Annotated in this window: 16 protein-coding genes; 10 read left to right on the plus strand and 6 right to left on the minus strand. The window is 67.8% G+C overall.

Annotated features, from left to right (window positions below):
- The first annotated feature begins 61 nt into the window (after positions 1-61).
- Genes AC5WS7_RS23635 through AC5WS7_RS23650 form a run of 4 tightly spaced genes read left to right on the plus strand, consistent with a single transcriptional unit; the run spans position 62 to position 3,553 of the window.
- Entirely contained in the window at positions 62-1,093 is a 1,032-nt protein-coding gene (locus tag AC5WS7_RS23635) for a thiolase family protein (RefSeq protein WP_495956731.1), read from the plus strand.
- A complete protein-coding gene (locus AC5WS7_RS23640; RefSeq protein WP_495956732.1) occupies positions 1,090-2,256 on the plus strand; it encodes a thiolase family protein in 1,167 nt (388 codons plus the stop codon). Before AC5WS7_RS23635 ends, AC5WS7_RS23640 begins: the two co-directional genes overlap by 4 nt.
- A complete protein-coding gene (locus tag AC5WS7_RS23645) occupies positions 2,253-3,125 on the plus strand; it encodes a TIGR03619 family F420-dependent LLM class oxidoreductase (protein WP_495956733.1) in 873 nt (290 codons plus the stop codon). The genes AC5WS7_RS23640 and AC5WS7_RS23645 overlap by 4 nt, the downstream gene beginning before the upstream one ends.
- Positions 3,122-3,553, plus strand: coding sequence for a nuclear transport factor 2 family protein (locus tag AC5WS7_RS23650; protein ID WP_495956734.1), 432 nt, complete (start codon positions 3,122-3,124; stop codon positions 3,551-3,553). The genes AC5WS7_RS23645 and AC5WS7_RS23650 overlap by 4 nt, the downstream gene beginning before the upstream one ends.
- An 84-nt stretch (positions 3,554-3,637) precedes the next feature.
- On the opposite strand, the gene AC5WS7_RS23655 is transcribed toward AC5WS7_RS23650, so the two are convergent.
- Complete coding sequence (locus AC5WS7_RS23655; protein WP_495956735.1) at positions 3,638-4,873, minus strand: cytochrome P450; 1,236 nt, start codon at positions 4,871-4,873, stop codon at positions 3,638-3,640.
- A gap of 135 nt (positions 4,874-5,008) precedes the next feature.
- Between AC5WS7_RS23655 and AC5WS7_RS23660 the strand changes: the two genes are divergently transcribed.
- A complete protein-coding gene (locus AC5WS7_RS23660) occupies positions 5,009-6,175 on the plus strand; it encodes a steroid 3-ketoacyl-CoA thiolase (protein ID WP_495956736.1) in 1,167 nt (388 codons plus the stop codon).
- Between the two features lie 503 nt (positions 6,176-6,678).
- Positions 6,679-7,095, plus strand: coding sequence for a helix-turn-helix domain-containing protein (locus AC5WS7_RS23665; protein WP_011207048.1), 417 nt, complete (start codon positions 6,679-6,681; stop codon positions 7,093-7,095).
- A gap of 298 nt (positions 7,096-7,393) precedes the next feature.
- Here the strand turns inward: AC5WS7_RS23665 and AC5WS7_RS23670 are convergent, their stop codons facing one another.
- The 5 genes from AC5WS7_RS23670 to AC5WS7_RS23690 form a co-directional block, all read right to left on the minus strand.
- The gene (locus AC5WS7_RS23670; RefSeq protein WP_495956737.1) at positions 7,394-8,413 is read right to left on the minus strand and encodes a hypothetical protein; all 1,020 of its coding nucleotides are present in this window, start codon (positions 8,411-8,413) and stop codon (positions 7,394-7,396) included.
- Positions 8,414-8,783: 370 nt separating this feature from the next.
- Positions 8,784-9,296: an ImmA/IrrE family metallo-endopeptidase gene (locus AC5WS7_RS23675; RefSeq protein WP_495956738.1), complete on the minus strand. Its 513-nt coding sequence runs from the start codon at positions 9,294-9,296 to the stop codon at positions 8,784-8,786.
- 12 nt (positions 9,297-9,308) lie between these two features.
- Positions 9,309-10,700, minus strand: coding sequence for a hypothetical protein (locus tag AC5WS7_RS23680; RefSeq protein WP_495956739.1), 1,392 nt, complete (start codon positions 10,698-10,700; stop codon positions 9,309-9,311).
- Between the two features lie 370 nt (positions 10,701-11,070).
- Positions 11,071-11,985: an SDR family oxidoreductase gene (locus tag AC5WS7_RS23685; protein ID WP_495956740.1), complete on the minus strand. Its 915-nt coding sequence runs from the start codon at positions 11,983-11,985 to the stop codon at positions 11,071-11,073.
- A gap of 37 nt (positions 11,986-12,022) precedes the next feature.
- Positions 12,023-12,817 (minus strand): SDR family oxidoreductase, encoded by a 795-nt coding sequence (locus AC5WS7_RS23690; protein WP_495956741.1) that lies wholly within the window; start codon positions 12,815-12,817, stop codon positions 12,023-12,025.
- Positions 12,818-12,867: 50 nt separating this feature from the next.
- On the opposite strand from AC5WS7_RS23690, the gene AC5WS7_RS23695 reads away from it, so the two are divergent.
- From AC5WS7_RS23695 to AC5WS7_RS23710, 4 genes are read left to right on the plus strand one after another with little or no spacing between them, the layout of a single operon-like run.
- Positions 12,868-13,632, plus strand: a complete 765-nt coding sequence (locus AC5WS7_RS23695) for an enoyl-CoA hydratase family protein (protein WP_495956742.1) — start codon at positions 12,868-12,870, stop codon at positions 13,630-13,632.
- Between the two features lie 5 nt (positions 13,633-13,637).
- On the plus strand, positions 13,638-14,513 hold the full coding sequence (locus AC5WS7_RS23700) for a CoA transferase subunit A (RefSeq protein WP_495956743.1): 876 nt from the start codon (positions 13,638-13,640) through the stop codon (positions 14,511-14,513).
- Entirely contained in the window at positions 14,513-15,271 is a 759-nt protein-coding gene (locus AC5WS7_RS23705) for a CoA-transferase subunit beta (RefSeq protein ID WP_495956744.1), read from the plus strand. Before AC5WS7_RS23700 ends, AC5WS7_RS23705 begins: the two co-directional genes overlap by 1 nt.
- On the plus strand, positions 15,268-16,359 hold the full coding sequence (locus AC5WS7_RS23710) for an NAD(P)H-dependent flavin oxidoreductase (protein WP_495956745.1): 1,092 nt from the start codon (positions 15,268-15,270) through the stop codon (positions 16,357-16,359). Before AC5WS7_RS23705 ends, AC5WS7_RS23710 begins: the two co-directional genes overlap by 4 nt.
- Positions 16,360-16,417 lie beyond the last annotated feature (58 nt).

Below are 16,417 nucleotides of genomic sequence, written 5' to 3' on the forward strand. Positions count from 1 at the left end.
ACGAATCATCGACACAGCGCGCGTCGCGCACGCCGGAACCGAGCATCAGCGAGGTGCAGGCGTGAGCGACAACACCAATGACATCGCGGTGGTGGGTTTCGCCCACGCTCCGCATGTCGCGGAAACCTACGGCACCACCAATGGTGTCGAAATGCTGATCCCCTGCTTCCACACCCTGTACGACAAGTTGGGCATCGGCGTGTCCGATATCGACTTCTGGTGCTCGGGATCCTCGGATTACCTCGCTGGACGGGCCTTTTCGTTCATTTCGGCGATCGACTCGATCGGCGCCGTGCCGCCGATCAACGAATCGCACGTGGAGATGGACGCGGCGTGGGCGCTGTACGAGGCGTACGTGAAACTCCGCTCTGGCCAGGCGAAAACGGCCCTGGTGTACGGCTTCGGCAAGGCCTCGGCGGGCACGCTGCGTCAGGTGCTGACGCTGCAGACCGATCCGTATCTGGTCGCGCCGCTGTGGCCGGACGCGGTCTCGATGGCCGGCCTGCAGGCCCGCGCGGGTCTGGACGCCGGGAAGTGGACCGAACGCGATATGGCCGCTGTCAACGCCGCCGACGACGCCGAAATCGATAAGCGTCTGTCCGCACCGTTCGTCGCGGATCCGTTGCGCCAGCACGACATCGCGCCGATCACCGACGGCGCCGCGGCCATCGTGCTCGCGGCCGGCGATCGCGCCCGCGAGCTGTGTGAGCGCCCCGCCTGGCTGACCGGCATCGCGCATCGCATCGATACCCCGATGCTGGGCGCGCGTGACCTGAGCACCTCCCCCTCGACCGCAGCGGCGGCAAAAGCGGTGCTCGGCTCGAACTCCGCCGACTTCGACGTGGCCGAACTGCACGCGCAGTACAGCCACGAGCAGCTGATCCTGAAGCAGGCCATCGGTTTGGGCGACAAGACCCGGATCAACCCGTCCGGCGGTGCGCTGTCCGGTAACCCCATGTTCTCCGCCGGACTCGAGCGGATCGGTTACGCGGCAACCGAAATCATCAACGGCACCGCCGACCGCGCCCTGGCACACGCCTCGAGCGGCCCGGCCCTGCAGCAGAACCTCGTCGCCACCCTGGAGGCCAAATGAGTTCCCCCGCCGCGGTGCTCGGCACCGGACAAACCCATCATGTGACGAAACGCGGTGACGTCTCGATGTCGGGGATGTGTCGCGAGGCGATCGATCGCGCCCTCGAGGACGCCGGCGTCACCATGGCCGAGATCGACGCCGTCGTCATCGGCAAGGCTCCGGACCTGTTCGAGGGTTCGATGATGCCCGAGCTGTTCATGGCGGATGCGTTGGGCGCCACCGGAAAACCGCTGTTGCGCGTGCACACCGCGGGTTCGGTCGGCGGTTCGACCGCGATCGTCGCGGTCAACCACGTACAGGCCGGTGTGCACGGCAAGGTGCTCGCTGTCGCGTGGGAGAAGCAGTCGGAGTCCAATGCCATGTGGGCGCTGTCGAATCCGGTGCCGTTCACCAAGCCGGTAGGCGCCGGCGCCGGTGGATATTTCGCCCCGCACGTGCGCGCCTACATCCGAAGGGCCAACGCCCCCTTGCACATCGGTGCGATGGTCGCGGTGAAGGACCGGCTGAACGGGTCGCGCAACCCGCTGGCCCATCTGCAGCAGTCGGACATCACCCTGGAGAAGGTGCTCGCCTCCCAGATGCTCTGGGACCCGATCCGTTTCGACGAGACCTGCCCGTCCTCCGACGGCGCGTGCGCGATCGTCTTCGGTGACGAGTCATCGGCCCGCGCGGTCGAGGCGTCGGGCAAGAAGGTGGCGTGGATCCACGGCACCGCGATGCGGACCGAGCCGCTGGCCTATTCCGGCCGCGATCAGGTGAGCCCGCAGGCCGGTAAGGACGCCTCGGCCGCACTCTGGAAGCAGGCCGGGATCACCAATCCGGTCGAGGAGATCGACGCGGCCGAGATCTACGTGCCGTTCTCCTGGTTCGAGCCGATGTGGCTGGAGAATCTGGGCTTCGCGCCCGAAGGCGAGGGCTGGAAGCTGACCGACGCCGGGGAGACCCGCATCGGCGGCAAGTTGCCGGTCAACCCGTCCGGCGGCGTGCTCAGCTCGAACCCGATCGGCGCCTCGGGGATGATCCGCTTCGCCGAATCGGCCAAGCAGGTCATGCAACGCGCCGGCGACTACCAGGTGGAAAACGCCCGCAAGGCGTTCGGGCACGCGTACGGCGGTGGTTCGCAGTACTTCTCGATGTGGGTGGTCGGGAGCAAGCAGCCGTGAAATTCACCGTCGGAATCGCGATGAGCCCGCTCGAGCAGCTGCCCGAGCTCGCGAAAACGGCCGAGGAATGCGGATTTTCGAGCATCGCGCTGCCGGATTCGCTGTTCTACATGCAGTCCCAGTCGGAGAAGTATCCGTACACCCCCGACGGCAACCGCTTCTGGGGCCCGGACACACCGTGGGTGGATCCGCTGATCGGCGCGACGGCCATGGCCGCGGTCACCGAGAAGATCCACTTCTACACCAACGTGCTCAAACTCGGTTCGCGCAATCCGCTGCTGCTGGCGCGTCAGGTCGGGTCGGTCGCGGCCATGAGCGGCAACCGGTTCGGCTTCGGCGTCGGAATCGGCTGGGCGCCTGAGGAATTCGATTGGTGCGGGGTGCCCTATGCGCGTCGCGGCGCGCGTGTGGACGAGATGATCGACGTGATCAAGCTGGTCCTGGCCGGCGGGATGGTCGAATTCCACGGCGAGTTCTACGATTTCGACAAGCTGCAGATGAGCCCGGCGCCCACCGAACCCGTGCCGTTCTACATCGGCGGCCACACCGGTCCGGCCCTGCGCCGGGCCGCCCGGGTGGGCGACGGCTGGACCTCGGCGATGATGAAGTACGACGATATCGTCAGCACCATCGCCGAACTGACCAAGCTCCGCGCCGAATACGGCCGCGCGGCGGAGCCATTCGAGATCCAGGTGGTCTGCATCGACCGCTTCGGCAAGTCCGGTTACGAGGAACTGGCCGCGGCCGGGGTCACCGACTCCATCGTGGTCCCGTGGGTCTTCGACGGCCTGGGCTTCGATTCCGAACTCTCCGCGAAACAGGATTCGTTGCGCCGCTTCGCCGATCAGCACATCCAGGGGGCGAAATGAGCACGGCCGCGAGCGGGCAGGACGAACATCCTGCCCGGCGGGCCGGTCGCGCCTCCCAGGCGGCGGTCCGCGCCCGCGACAAGGAGGCCTGGCTCGACCTGTTCGCCGCGGACGGCATCGTCGAGGACCCGATCGGCCCGTCCGGTTTCGACCCCGAAGGCAAGGGCCACCGTGGCCGCGACGCGATTTCGGCGTTCTGGGACAAGGCGATCGCCGCGACGGAGTCCATCGAGTTCGTCTTCGGCGACTCCTTCGCCTGCGGTAACGAGGTGGCCTACACCGGCCTGATCCGTACCCGCATGGGCGGCCAGATCATCGACGCGGAAGGCGTTTTCACCTACCGCGTCGACGACACCGGCAAGATCGCCGCCCTGCGCGCCTACTGGGAGACCGACCGCGCGATGCGGACAATCCGCCCCCAGGAGTGAAACCCCGTACCTGACAACGGGTCTCGGTAGGATCGAGACAAACAGGGGCGGGCACCATCAGGTGCCCGCCCCTTTCTCGCGCTCTCAGTACTTGACCTCGAATTCCTTGATGCCGTTGAGCCAGCCGGAACGCAGGCGCTTGGGGTCACCCAGCTTGGAGATGTCGGGCAGGTGATCGGCGATCGCGTTGAAGATCAGGTCGATCTCCAGCCGGGCGAGGTTCGCGCCGATGCAGAAGTGCGCGCCCGTGCCGCCGAATGCCAAGTGCGGGTTGGGGTCTCGGGTGATGTCGAAGGAGAAGGGATTCTCGAACACCTCCTCGTCGAAGTTGGCCGAGCGGTACACCAGCACCACCCGCTGCCCCTTCTCGATCCGCACGCCGCCGAGTTCGGTGTCCTCGAGCGCGGTGCGCTGGAACGAGGAGACCGGCGTGGCCCAGCGGATGATCTCGTCGGCCGCGGTGGCCGGACGCTCCTTCTTGTAGAGCTCCCACTGATCCGGATTCTCCAGGAAGGCGACCATGCCGTGCGAGATGGCGTTGCGCGTGGTCTCGTTACCGGCCACGGCCAGCAGGATCACGAAGAAGCCGAACTCCTCCGAGGTCAGCGACTCGCCGTCGATATCGGCGTTGACCAGCTCGGTCACGATGTCACCGGCCGGGCTGGCCTTGCGCGCCTCGGCCATCTGCCAGGCGTAACCCAGGATCTCGGTCGAGGCGAGCAGCGGGTCGGCGGTGGACTCGGGATCGTCGTACCCGGTCATATCGTTGGACCACTGGAACAACTTCATCCGGTCCTCTTGCGGCACGCCGATCAGTTCCGCGATGGCCTGCAACGGCAGCTCACAGGCCACCTGCGTGACGAAATCGCCGGCGCCCGACGCGGCGGCCGCCTCGACGATCCCCTTGGCCCGCGCGGACAGCTCGTCACGTAGTCCGTTGACCGCGCGCGGGGTGAAGCCCTTGGAGATCAGCTTGCGCATCCGGGTGTGCTGCGGCGCGTCCTGGTTGAGCAGCACGAAACGCTGCATCTCGATGTTCTCGCGCTGGATGTCGTCGTTGAACCGCGGGATGGCGGTGTTTTCGTAGTTGGAGAACACATCGCTGCGACGCGACACCTCCTTGACGTCAGCATGCTTGCTGACGACCCAGAAGCCGTCGTCCTGGAAACCCCCCACCTCCGGCGACTTGGGATTCCACCAGATCGGTGCGCTACGGCGCAGCTCGGCCAATTCCTCGACCGGCACGCGTTCCGCCCAGATCTGCGGATCGGTCACATCGAAGCCCTCGGGCAGATTCGGCGCGATGCGAGTGTCAACCACCAGCTTGTCTCCTTCGACTAACTGAAACACGTTCTATCTTCATTGCAGCATAGGTGGTATCAGTAGTAAAGAAGCCAGATTCTGCTCGCATGACATCTGGGGAACTTGTTACAGTTTATGTACGGGAGGATAGCTATGGGAACACCCGTCATCGTCGAGGCAGCGCGCACCCCGATCGGTAAGCGCAACGGTTGGCTGGCCGGCCTGCACGCCGCCGAACTACTCGGCGTCGCACAACAGGGTGTGCTCGACAAGGCTCAGCTGGATCCCGCCCTCGTCGAGCAGGTCGTCGGCGGCTGCGTCATGCAGGTCGGCGAGCAGGGCAACAATGTCACCCGCACCGCCTGGCTGCACGCCGGACTGCCGTGGCAGACCGGCGCGGTGACGATCGACAACCAGTGTGGCTCCGCCCAGCAGGCCGTCGGCATGGTCGCCGGACTCATCGCCACCGACGCCATCGAGATCGGACTCGCCTGCGGCATCGAGTCGATGAGTCATGTTCCGTTGGGCGCCAACGTCGGCGAGAACGCCGGACCGCGCCGCCCGGCGTCGTGGGATATCGATATGCCCAACCAGTTCGAGGCCGCGGAACGAATCGCCAAGCGGCGCGGGCTGACTCGCGACGATGTCGAGGAGTGGGGCGAGCGGTCCCAGCGCCTGGCCGCGCAGGCATGGGCGCAGGGGCGTTTCGATCGCGAGGTGCTCACCGTCACCGGCGCGCCACAGGTCGACAAGGCGGGCAACCTCACCGGCGAGAAACTGGATGTCAGCCGGGATCAGGGTCTGCGCGAGACCACCCGCGAGGGGCTGGCCAAGTTGAAGCCCGTGCTCGAGGGCGGCGTGCACACCGCCGGAACCTCCTCGCAGATCTCCGACGGCGCCGCCGCGGTGCTGGTGATGGACGAAAAGGCCGCGGCCCGAACGGGTTTGCGCCCGCGCGCCCGCATCGTGGCGCAGTGCCTGGTCGGCGGTGAGCCGGAATTCCACCTCGACGGCCCGGTGCAGGCGTGCTCGCGACTGCTCGAGCGCAGCGGCATGAGCATCGGCGATCTGGATCTGTTCGAGATCAACGAGGCCTTCGCCTCGGTCGTATTGTCCTGGGCCTCGGTGCACAAGCCGGATCTGGACCGGGTGAACGTCAACGGCGGCGCGATCGCGATCGGGCATCCGGTGGGCAGCACGGGCGCTCGCCTGATCACCACGGCCCTGCACGAACTCGAGCGTTCGGACTCCAGCACCGCGATGATCCTGATGTGCTGCGGCGGCGCCCTGGCCACCGGCACCATCATCGAGCGGATCTGATACCCGACAAATCGGTCAGCAACGATCCCGGCATCTCCGCCCCGGCGCGCACCTTCCCGCGCGCCGGGGCGGAGTTGTGAGTATGGTCCTCATGTGCGTCGCTGGCGTACATGTGACAGCCCAGATCAGGGGCCACGCGGATTCGATCAGGGCTCTTATCAGCCGTTGTTGAACCTTCACGCCCGAAATATCCGAACGTGTCGTACGCCACACAATCTCCGGTACAGACAGGACGATGAGACGTCAGCTATTACGAGGCAATCAACGGTTTGGGTCGAACGACCCTTGCGACGGGCCAGAACCGGCGTCTACCTGCGGTTCCCGACAACCGTTGCGGTGGCCCGCAAACGCCGCCGCCACCGCCGGTTCACGAACCCGGTGTCTGGAAGCTTCAAGGAAATCGCGAATCAGGCGTAGGTTTTCAGTTACTCAGCCGCTAATATCAATGATACGTATCCGAGATAACGACTGTTAGTACAGCGAAGGGAATTGGGCGGCTCACAATGGCTGATTTCGCGGCGCGGCTGAACAAGCTGTTCGAAACCGTGCATCCCCCGGGGCGTAAGCCGCACACCAACGCCGAGGTGGCGGCTGCGCTGACGGCCTCCGGCCATCCGATCTCGAAACCGTATCTCTCTCAGCTGCGGTCGGGACAGCGCACAAACCCCTCTGACGAGACGGTGGCCGCGCTGGCGAAGTTCTTCAAGGTCAAACCGGACTACTTCTTCAACGACATCTACGCGGCCAAGATCGATCATGATCTCGAGCTGCTGTCCCAGCTCCAGGGCTATGGACTGCGTCGTCTGTCGAGTAGGGCGTTCGATCTCTCCGAGGAATCGCAGAATCTCCTGACCTCCATGGCCGAGAAGCTGCGGGCGAGTGAGGGTCTACCCGAGATTCCGCCGGACGGCACGGAATAGGAAGTCCCACAAAGCGACACAGTGCGGAGTCCGATTTCCGCGCTGTGTCGCTTTTGGGTCGAAAACCGAAGCGGACAACGCTTCGGTCACAAGTGCGAGCACATACCTCGAGGTTGCGCTCCGGCGATCTGTCATGCACACACATGTGTACACAACGGATTAGCGGATGTGATCGACGCCGCCATACCGGTTGGTTCGGCGAACACCGAGCGTTTGTGACCGAGCACGAAAAAACCCATTGGTGTTCCCGTAAACACAGAAGACAAAACATGCATACCGGACTTTCGAGCCGGGTATTTCATGTGCGTCGCGATATCGCCGGACGTCCCGGTTCGGCATCGAATGCGCGGGCAATCGCCTGCACCCATCCGCGTGGGCTCAGGCCCTGCGGCGGCGCGATCCAGCGCGCGTCGACCACCACATCGCCCAGCGGGTTGTGCGCCCAGCGCGCGACGAATTCGGCGCGTTCGGCGGCCGACCCCGGCGGCGTCCCGGCCGCGGCCAGTTCGACGCCGCCGCCGGACTGCAGATACAGCGCGTCCATGATCTGCGCGACGTGGTCCGAGGCCTTTAGCTGCGTCGTGGAGCCGGTCTGATCGTGCGCGACGACCTCCGGGAAACGCTTGATCATGGTGTGGTGCAGCGGCCGAATCTGCCGCAGTAGCACGCGCGCTCGCACCCACAGCTCGATGACGATCCACACCGCGCCCACCGCGATCAGCAGGCTCGCGATCTGCCAGACCGGCCAGTACCACCCCGCGGTGGAGGGCCGCGCGGGCACCTCGCCGATCGCCAGCCGGCGGATCGACAACGCCGCGAGCACACCGACCACGAGGGTGCCGAAGGTGTAGAGCGCGATACCGCGGCCCAGGGCGGTCCAGTCGAGGTTGCGCAGGCCCGTCACGGCGATGAACACACAGCCCGCCAGGGTCATCACCCAGCCGAACAGCACCGACCAGGCCAGCGTGAGCGCGATGGCGATCAGGCCGACGCCGTAGATCACCAGCGCGATCTGCCGCAGATTCCGCCGCGACACCACCGGCCAGGCCGCCGCGGCCACCACCGAGGTGGCCACGGCGAACAACAACCAGGCCGCGACGACCATCCGGTCGCCGAACATCATGCCGTGAATGCCGTGCGGCACCAGATTGTCCAGTGCCAGAGCGATTTCCGGGACCGAGACGGTCGCCGCGGCCGCGACCGAGGCCACCGCGATCACGATCGCCACCCGCGCGGTCGTCGCCGGTTTCACCAGCACCCGGCCCACCCGGGCCCCCGCCGCCATCCAGATCAGCAGCGCGGTCAACCAGAATGTCATGCCGCTTCCCCTCGCGAATTTCCCTGTGCGCCTGCGTAATCGACTGCCGCGCTCGCCATGGGCGACGCCCGTCCGAGCCGCGCGCCGCCACGGAGGTCGCCTCGGCGCGCGTCCGGGTGACCGGATGGCTCGCCGGTCACCGACAGCATGCGGGTGAACTCTTCCCCGTGGCACGGGCCGATACGGCACCGCGGCATGTCCACGGAGGTTCGTGACGACCACGCCCGGCGCGTGCTGATCCGTTGCGCCACAGGACGACCCGTCATCGCAGCGTTCGTCGTGTCCGGGGCCCACTCGAGCTGTGCCCCACCGCGCACGTCGCCGCCACCCGGTGTGCCCGCGCGTGCTGTCCGCTCGGGGATCCGCGCGTTCATCCCAGAGCCTCGTCGAAGCGCAGGACCGAGACGCCCGCACCGCGATTGTGGAATACGCGCAGACGTGTCATCAGCATGTTGGCGAAGGTCTCGGCTTCCCATTCGGCCTGCTCGTCCTCACCGTCGTCGACGATCTGCTGATGCGAGCGCTGGCTGAGCATGTACGCGATGAGATCGTCGCTGGCCTCGAGGGTGACCTCGGTGGCCGCCTCGCCCGGATGATCGAAGATGATGTGCCCCAACTCGTGTGCGAGGGTGTGCTCGCGGCCCGGCAGCGCCGAGGCCAGCACGATGACGTCCTTCTCCGGATAACTCCGTCGCTGACCACACACCCCGGGTCCGAGCTGGGCACTGGCGATCTCGATCGGGCGGCGGCGTTCGGCCGAGACGGCCAGGACCACCTCGTCCAGATCGGTCGCGTCGAAATCGGCTGCCACCGCGCACACCGCGTCCACCGCGGCCGCGACGCGGCGATACGAACGGCCGCTCTGGGTACGACTCCCGGTCATGACCTCAACCCCCTATGCCCGAGGTCCGAAGAATTCCGCGCGTGCGGCGTCGATGCGCGCCTGCGCGGCCGAAGCGCTCTGGAAACTGATCGCGCCGGATGCGGCCGCCGCCAGGGCCATGGCGACCAGACCGCCGAGGACGGTCAGCACCGCGGGCTTGGGCAGTGCGGAGTTCGCCGAAGTCGGGCGCACATCGGGATTCGGCTGGGCCTGCGACGCGGGAGCCGGGGAGGCGGCCGGCGGCGCGGCGGGCGCTGGGGCCGGCGCGGCCGGGGCCGCGGCGGGGGCCGCCGCGCCCGGAATCGGGACCGAGGGAGCCGGGGCCCCGGCCCCACCGGGGGTGGGCGGTACGGCCAGCGGCGCGGAGGGCGCCGGCGGGGACGGCGGCGGTTGCAACAGCAGCAGGAGCAGCAGTGGCGAGGCGGCAGCGGCCGAACCGAGCGCGGCCGAACCGGTCAGCGCGGAACCCGTTCCGGCCAGCCCTGCCAAAGCGGAACCCGTTGCGGCAGAACCAGTTCCGAGGATGGCAGCCAGCGCCGGGCCGACGGCGGAACCGGTTCCGAGCAGCGCCGCGCCGGTGGCCGCACCCGCGGAACCGACTGCGGCGGAACCGGTTCCGAGCAACGTCGCCAAGAGCACGGTGGCGGCGGATCCGGTTCCGGCGAGGGCCGAACCGGTACCCGCGGCGGCGGAACCCACTGCGGCGGAACCGGTTGCGCCGAGCCCGACGCCCGCGACGGCCGACCCGGTGCCGGCCAGGGCCGAACCGGTCCCCGCGGCGGCCGAGCCGACGGCCGCGGAGCCGGTACCGGCCAGTGCCACGGCAGGGCCCGCCGCAGCCGATCCGGCCGCGGCCGACCCGGTGCCGAGCAGACCCAGCAGCCCCGCCAGGCCTTCGATTCCGGCGGCCGGAGCGGGCCTGACGGGCAGGCCCGGTGCCGGGCGAGTGGCGTGCGCGGGCGTGGAACCCGCGGCGGAATTCCGCTGCGGCGACTGCCGCACAGGTACGCCGGACTGTGCCGTCGACCGGCCCGGGATCTGCAGGGGAATGCCCTGGTCGGGATCGGGCGCACTATCCGGCCGCACCGCGTTGCCGGGGTTCGTGGAGTTGCCCGGCGGCACCGGATCACCCGGCTTCGGCGAGTTGCCCGGCCGCACAGCGGAGCCCGGCGTCAAGATGTTGCCCGGAGAGAACGGGTTGCCCGGCCCGATCGGACCGCCCGGCGTCAGCGGATTGCCGAGTTTCAGCGGATTGCCCGGTTTCGCAGGGCTGTTCGGCGTCGCCGGAGTGCACTGAGGACAGAGCGGGGCGGGCTGCGCTTGGGCGGCGAACGCCCCCAGTAGCCCGTAACCGGCAGCCAACCCGGTCACGGTCAGGACGCGCAGAATGCGACCTATGGCCATGCGCTTGCCTTCCCCTCATCATCTTCAGCGCAGATCTGTACCCGGTCGCGGATCATCCGGGAGTTGAACGGATGCCGATCATCATAACTGCGGGTTGTTTGCTCGCGCAGTCGGATGATGTGAGACATCCCACTCGTGCGGTCGGCACACATGGTCCGCGGACGTCACGTTCCACGGTCGGCGACGACCTCGGCGGTGAACGCGATCCGGCGATGTGCACGCTCTCGCGGGTGCGCGGGTCGCACGATCATCGCAACGCGCACAGGGGTATTCGGTGCCGAACCGGGCCGGATCGGGCGCGGGGGAAGCTCACGCGATCCGGTCCGTCCGCATCGTCCCGGGCTCGGCGCCCCGGGACCGCACGCGTGATTCAGGCGCCGTAGACGGCCTCCGGCGGCGTCGATCCGGCAATCAGCTCGCGCACCGCCGCGCCGACCTCCGCCGGTTCCCAGCGCGCGCCGCGATCGACGGGAACACCGTGCCGCCAGCCGTCCGCGAGCGCGACCTTACCGCCCTCGACCTCGAACATCCGGCCCGTCACACCAGCCGAATCGGCGCTGCCCAACCAGACCACCAGCGGTGAGACGTTCTCCGGGGCCATGGCGTCGAACCCGTCCTCGGGTTTGGCCATCATGTCCGCGAACACCGTCTCGGTCATCCGGGTGCGCGCGGAAGGGGCGATCGCGTTGACGGTGACGCCGTAACGCCCGAATTCGGCCGACGCGGTGATGGTCAACGCGGCGATACCGGCCTTGGCCGCGGCGTAGTTGCCCTGCCCGACACTGCCCTGCAGGCCCGCGCCGGAGCTGGTGTTGATGATGCGCGCGTCCACGGCGTTGCCCGCCTTGGACTCCCCGCGCCAGTACTCCGCGGCGTGCCGCATGGTCGCGAAGTGGCCCTTGAGGTGCACCCGCACGACCGCGTCCCACTCCTGCTCGGAAAGGTTCACCAGCATCCGGTCCCGGACGATTCCGGCGTTGTTGACCAGCACGTCCAGCCGGCCGAAGGTCTCCACTGCCTGCGTGATCAGGCGCTTCGCCCCCGCCCAGTCGGCGACGTCGTCGCCGTTGACCACGGCCTTGCCGCCCAGTTCCAGGATCTCCTCCACGACCTGCGCGGCCGGGGAATCGGTGCGCGGCGTGCCGTCGAGTTCCGCGCCGATATCGTTGACCACCACATTCGCCCCGGCGGCCGCGAAGGCCAGCGCGTGCGCCCGGCCCAGGCCGCCGCCGGCCCCGGTCACGATGACGGTGCGTCCGGCGCAGAGCTTGTCTCGGTCAGCCATCTCTTCTGCTCTCATTTCCGTTGTGGTGCAGTGTATTTCAGCGCGGAGCCGCAGCCGGCTCGTTGACGGTCGCGGCATCGAGGAAGGCCGGGCGCTCACCGCCGCCGTGCGCGAGCAGGGTGCCGCCGGTGACGTAGGAGGCCAGCGGCGAGGCCAGGAACAGCGCGCACCGGCCGATCTCCTCGGGCGCGGCCAGGCGCCCCAGCGGCACCGTCGCGCCGACCGCGTCGATTCCGTCCTGATCGCCGTAGTGCAGATGACTGCTCTCGGTGTGAACCATGCCCACGATCACCGAATTGATCCGCACCTTCGGCGCCCATTCGACGGCCAGCGAGGAAACCAGGCTGTCGACCCCGGCCTTGGCCGCACCGTAGGCCGCGCTGCCGGGCGAGGGCCGATGCCCGCTGACGCTGGAGACCATCACGATCGAACCGCCCTCCGGCTGCTTCTGCATGACCGCATTGGCAGCCTGCGAAACCAGAAGCGGGGCAAGCAGATTCAGCTCGACGATCTTGGCGTGGAAGTTCTTGCTGGCCGTCGCCGCCGGGGCGAACGGTGCGCCACCGGCGTTGTTGACGACATGATCCAGCCGGCCGTGGCGGGCCACGATCGCATCGACGAGCGCGGTCACCGCATCGCCGTCGCGCACGTCGCAGGGCAGATATTCGGCCGCGCGGCCCGAACTCTCGACCGGGGATTCGGCGGGACGGCGCGCGCAGGTGACCACGGTCGCCCCGGCGTCCAGGAAGACCCGGCTGATCCCGGCGCCCACGCCCCGCACGCCGCCGGTCACGAGAACTACGGATCCGGAGAGGTCCACTTCTATTGCCACCGTGATAACCTACCAAGCACTTGCTTGCTTTGCCAACGATGGGACTCGAGATGGGGATCAACCGTCACACCGAATCCGACGGCGTCGAGGTCGTCACCGTCGACTACCCGCCGGTCAATGCCCTGCCGTCCGACGGCTGGTTCGCCCTCGCCGACGCGATCCGCGAGGCCGGGCGCGCCCCCGAGACCCGGGTGGTGGTGCTGCGCGCGGAGGGCCGCGGGTTCAACGCGGGCGTGGATATCAAGGAGATGAACGCCGATTCCGGGCACACCGCGCTGATCCGCGCCAATCACGGCTGCTTCGAGGCATTCGGGGCCGTCTACGACTGCCAGGTCCCCGTCGTCACCGCGGTCAACGGCTTCTGCCTCGGCGGCGGTATCGGCCTGGTCGGCAACTCCGATGTCATCGTCGCCTCCGATGACGCCACTTTCGGCCTGCCCGAGGTGGATCGCGGTGCGCTCGGCGCGGCCACCCATCTCGCGCGCCTGGTCCCCCAGCATCTGATGCGCACGATGTTCTTCACCGCGGGCAAGCTCACCGCGCAGCAGCTGCACCACTTCGGCTCCGTGTACCAGGTGGTGCCGCGGGCCGAACTCGACGCTGCCGCACTGGAAGTCGCGAAGAACATCGCGAACAAGGACGGACGCGTGATCCGGGCGGCCAAGAAGGCCCTCAACGGGATCGACGTCCAGGACGTGCACCGCTCCTACCGTTTCGAGCAGGGTTTCACGATGGAGCTGAACCTGGCCGGCGTGGCCGACGAGATCCGGGCTCGGTTCGACGACGATCTGGCCGCACAGAAGAAGGAGAAGTAGAAGCCATGCGCGACAAGCGAATGACGCTCGACGAGGCCGTCGGCGAGCTGCGCAGCGGTATGACCGTCGGCATCGGCGGCTGGGGTTCGCGACGCAAGCCGATGGCCTTCGTGCGGGCGCTATTGCGTTCGGACGTCACCGATCTCACCGTCGTCAGCTACGGCGGCCCGGACCTGGGCCTGCTGTGCTCGGCGGGCAAGGTGCGAAAGGCCTACTACGGCTTCGTATCCCTGGACTCCGCGCCGTTCTACGATCCGTGGTTCGCCAAGGCCCGCACCGAGGGCGCGATCACCGTCCGCGAAATGGACGAGGGCATGGTCAAATCCGGCCTGCAGGCCGCCGCGGCCCGGCTGCCGTTCCTGCCGGTGCGGGCCGGATTGGGTTCCTCGGTCATCGATTTCTGGGAGGGCGAGCTGAAGACGGTCACCTCCCCGTACCCCACCGACGGCAAGGCCGAGACCCTCGTCGCCATGCCCGCGCTGAATCTGGACGCGGCATTCTTCCACCTGGATCTGGGCGACAAGCACGGCAATGCCGCGTACACCGGCGTGGATCCGTACATGGACGATCTGTTCGCCCTCGCTGGGCAGAAGCGCTACCTGTCGGTGGACCGCCTGGTGGAAACCGAGGAATTGGTGAAAACCGTTCCGCAGCAAGCACTGCTGCTCAACCGGATGATGGTCGACGGCGTGGTCGAGGCGCCCGGCGGCGCGCACTTCACCTTCTCCGGCAGCTACCGTCGCGACGAGAAGTTCCAGCGTCACTACGTCGAGGCGGCCAAGACACCCGAGTCGTGGGCCGAGTTCAAGGCTCGCTATCTGGACGTGTCCGAGGACGAATACCAGGCCGCCGTCGAGGCTTTCGCCGAGGAGCAGAAGTAATGACAGACACCAGCACAATCACGCGGGCCGAGGTCTGCGTCATCGCCGCGGCCGAAATATTCCGGGGCGCAGGCGAAATCATGGCCTCGCCGATGTCCACCATCACCACCATCGGCGCCCGGCTGGCACGGCTGACCTTCGAACCCGATCTGCTGCTGTCCGACGGCGAGGCACTGTTCTTCGCCGAGGTTCCGCCGATCGGCGGGAAGGCTCCCATCGAGGGCTGGATTCCGTTCTCGAAGGTGTTCGACGTGGTGAACTCCGGGCGTCGCCATGTGGTCATGGGTGCGAATCAGATCGACCGCCACGGCAATCAGAACCTGTCCGCGTTCGGCCCGCTGCAACAGCCGACCCGGCAGATGTTCGGCGTGCGCGGCGCCCCGGGCAACACCATCAACCACCCCACCAGCTACTTCGTCCCCCGGCACAGTAAGCGGGTGTTCTGCGACAGCGTGGACATCGTCTCCGGAATCGGTTACGACAAGGTCGATCCCGCCAATCCGGCGTACCGGTTCCACCACCTGCACCGAGTGGTGTCGAATCTGGGCGTGTTCGACTTCGGCGGGCCGGACCACACGCTGCGCGCGCTGTCGCTGCATCCGGGCGTGAGCGCCGAGGAGGTAGCGGAGAACACCTCGTTCGAGGTCGCGGGCCTGGCCGAGGCGGGCGAAACCCGGCTGCCTACCGACGAGGAACTGGACATCATCCGGAATGTGCTGGACCCCAAGGGCATTCGCGAGAAGGAGGTTCAGTCGTGACCGGGCAGCGGTTGCGCACCCCGTTGACCGAACTGGTCGGCATCGAGCATCCGATCGTGCAGACCGGCATGGGCTGGGTCGCCGGTCCGAGCCTGGTCGCGGGCACCGCCAATGCGGGCGGACTGGGCATTCTGGCGTCGGCGACGATGACCCTCGCCGAACTCGAGGAGGCAATCGCCAAGACGAAAGCCAAGACGGACAAACCCTTCGGGGTCAACATCCGCGCCGACGCCACCGACGCCGCGGACCGGATCGAGCTGATGATCCGCGAGGGCATCAAGGTGGCCTCGTTCGCGCTCGCGCCCAAGAAGGAGCTCATCGCGCGACTGAAGGACAACGGCGTGGTCGTCGTCCCGTCGATCGGCGCGGCCAAACACGCGGTGAAGGTCGCCTCCTGGGGCGCGGACGCGGTGATCGTGCAGGGCGGTGAGGGCGGCGGCCACACCGGCCCGGTCGCGACGACCCTGCTACTGCCCTCGGTCCTGGACGCCGTCGACATCCCGGTGATCGCGGGCGGCGGCTTCTTCGACGGTCGCGGGCTGGCCGCGGCCCTGTCCTACGGTGCCGCGGGCGTCGCGATGGGCACCCGCTTCCTGCTCACCCAGGACAGCAGCGTGCCCGATTCGGTGAAGCAGGAATACCTGCGCCGCGGCCTGCAGGACACGGTCGTCTCCCGCAAGGTCGACGGCATGCCGCACCGCGTGCTCAACACAGATCTCGTCGACCGCCTGGAGCATTCGGGCAGCTGGCGCGGCCTGGCCGCCGCGGTCGCCAACGCCGCGAAGTTCAAGTCCATGACCGGCATGAAGTGGTCCACGATCGTCCGCGACGGCCTCACCATGCGCAAGCAGAAGGACCTGACCTGGTCCCAGGTCATCATGGCCGCCAACACCCCCATGTTGCTCAAAGCCGGTCTGGTCGAGGGCAATACGCAGGCCGGCGTGCTGGCCGCCGGGCAGGTCACCGGCATCATCGAGGATCTGCCCACCGTGGCCGACCTGATCGAGCGCATCATCGCCGAGGCGGTCGCCCGCATCGACGCCCTCGCCGAACTGCGCAACGCGGGAAGCGCCACCCCCACAACGTGATCGGCTTCTCACGAGCCGATCACCGCAGGCCGCCCCGAACGCCTCTCACGGGGCGGCC

The organism is Nocardia sp. PLKS1-43, assembly GCF_059510335.1.

What these genes read in the sequence shown, in the direction of transcription:
- AC5WS7_RS23640 (WP_495956732.1), top strand. Translation starts at nt 1,090, where the DNA reads ATGAGTTCCCCCGCCGCGGTGCTCGGCACCGGACAAACCCATCATGTG.
- AC5WS7_RS23650 (WP_495956734.1), top strand. Translation starts at nt 3,122, where the DNA reads ATGAGCACGGCCGCGAGCGGGCAGGACGAACATCCTGCCCGGCGGGCC.
- AC5WS7_RS23660 (WP_495956736.1), top strand. Translation starts at nt 5,009, where the DNA reads ATGGGAACACCCGTCATCGTCGAGGCAGCGCGCACCCCGATCGGTAAG.
- AC5WS7_RS23665 (WP_011207048.1), top strand. Translation starts at nt 6,679, where the DNA reads ATGGCTGATTTCGCGGCGCGGCTGAACAAGCTGTTCGAAACCGTGCAT.
- AC5WS7_RS23670 (WP_495956737.1), bottom strand. Translation starts at nt 8,413, where the DNA reads ATGACATTCTGGTTGACCGCGCTGCTGATCTGGATGGCGGCGGGGGCC.
- AC5WS7_RS23675 (WP_495956738.1), bottom strand. Translation starts at nt 9,296, where the DNA reads ATGACCGGGAGTCGTACCCAGAGCGGCCGTTCGTATCGCCGCGTCGCG.
- AC5WS7_RS23680 (WP_495956739.1), bottom strand. Translation starts at nt 10,700, where the DNA reads ATGGCCATAGGTCGCATTCTGCGCGTCCTGACCGTGACCGGGTTGGCT.
- AC5WS7_RS23685 (WP_495956740.1), bottom strand. Translation starts at nt 11,985, where the DNA reads ATGGCTGACCGAGACAAGCTCTGCGCCGGACGCACCGTCATCGTGACC.
- AC5WS7_RS23695 (WP_495956742.1), top strand. Translation starts at nt 12,868, where the DNA reads ATGGGGATCAACCGTCACACCGAATCCGACGGCGTCGAGGTCGTCACC.
- AC5WS7_RS23700 (WP_495956743.1), top strand. Translation starts at nt 13,638, where the DNA reads ATGCGCGACAAGCGAATGACGCTCGACGAGGCCGTCGGCGAGCTGCGC.
- AC5WS7_RS23705 (WP_495956744.1), top strand. Translation starts at nt 14,513, where the DNA reads ATGACAGACACCAGCACAATCACGCGGGCCGAGGTCTGCGTCATCGCC.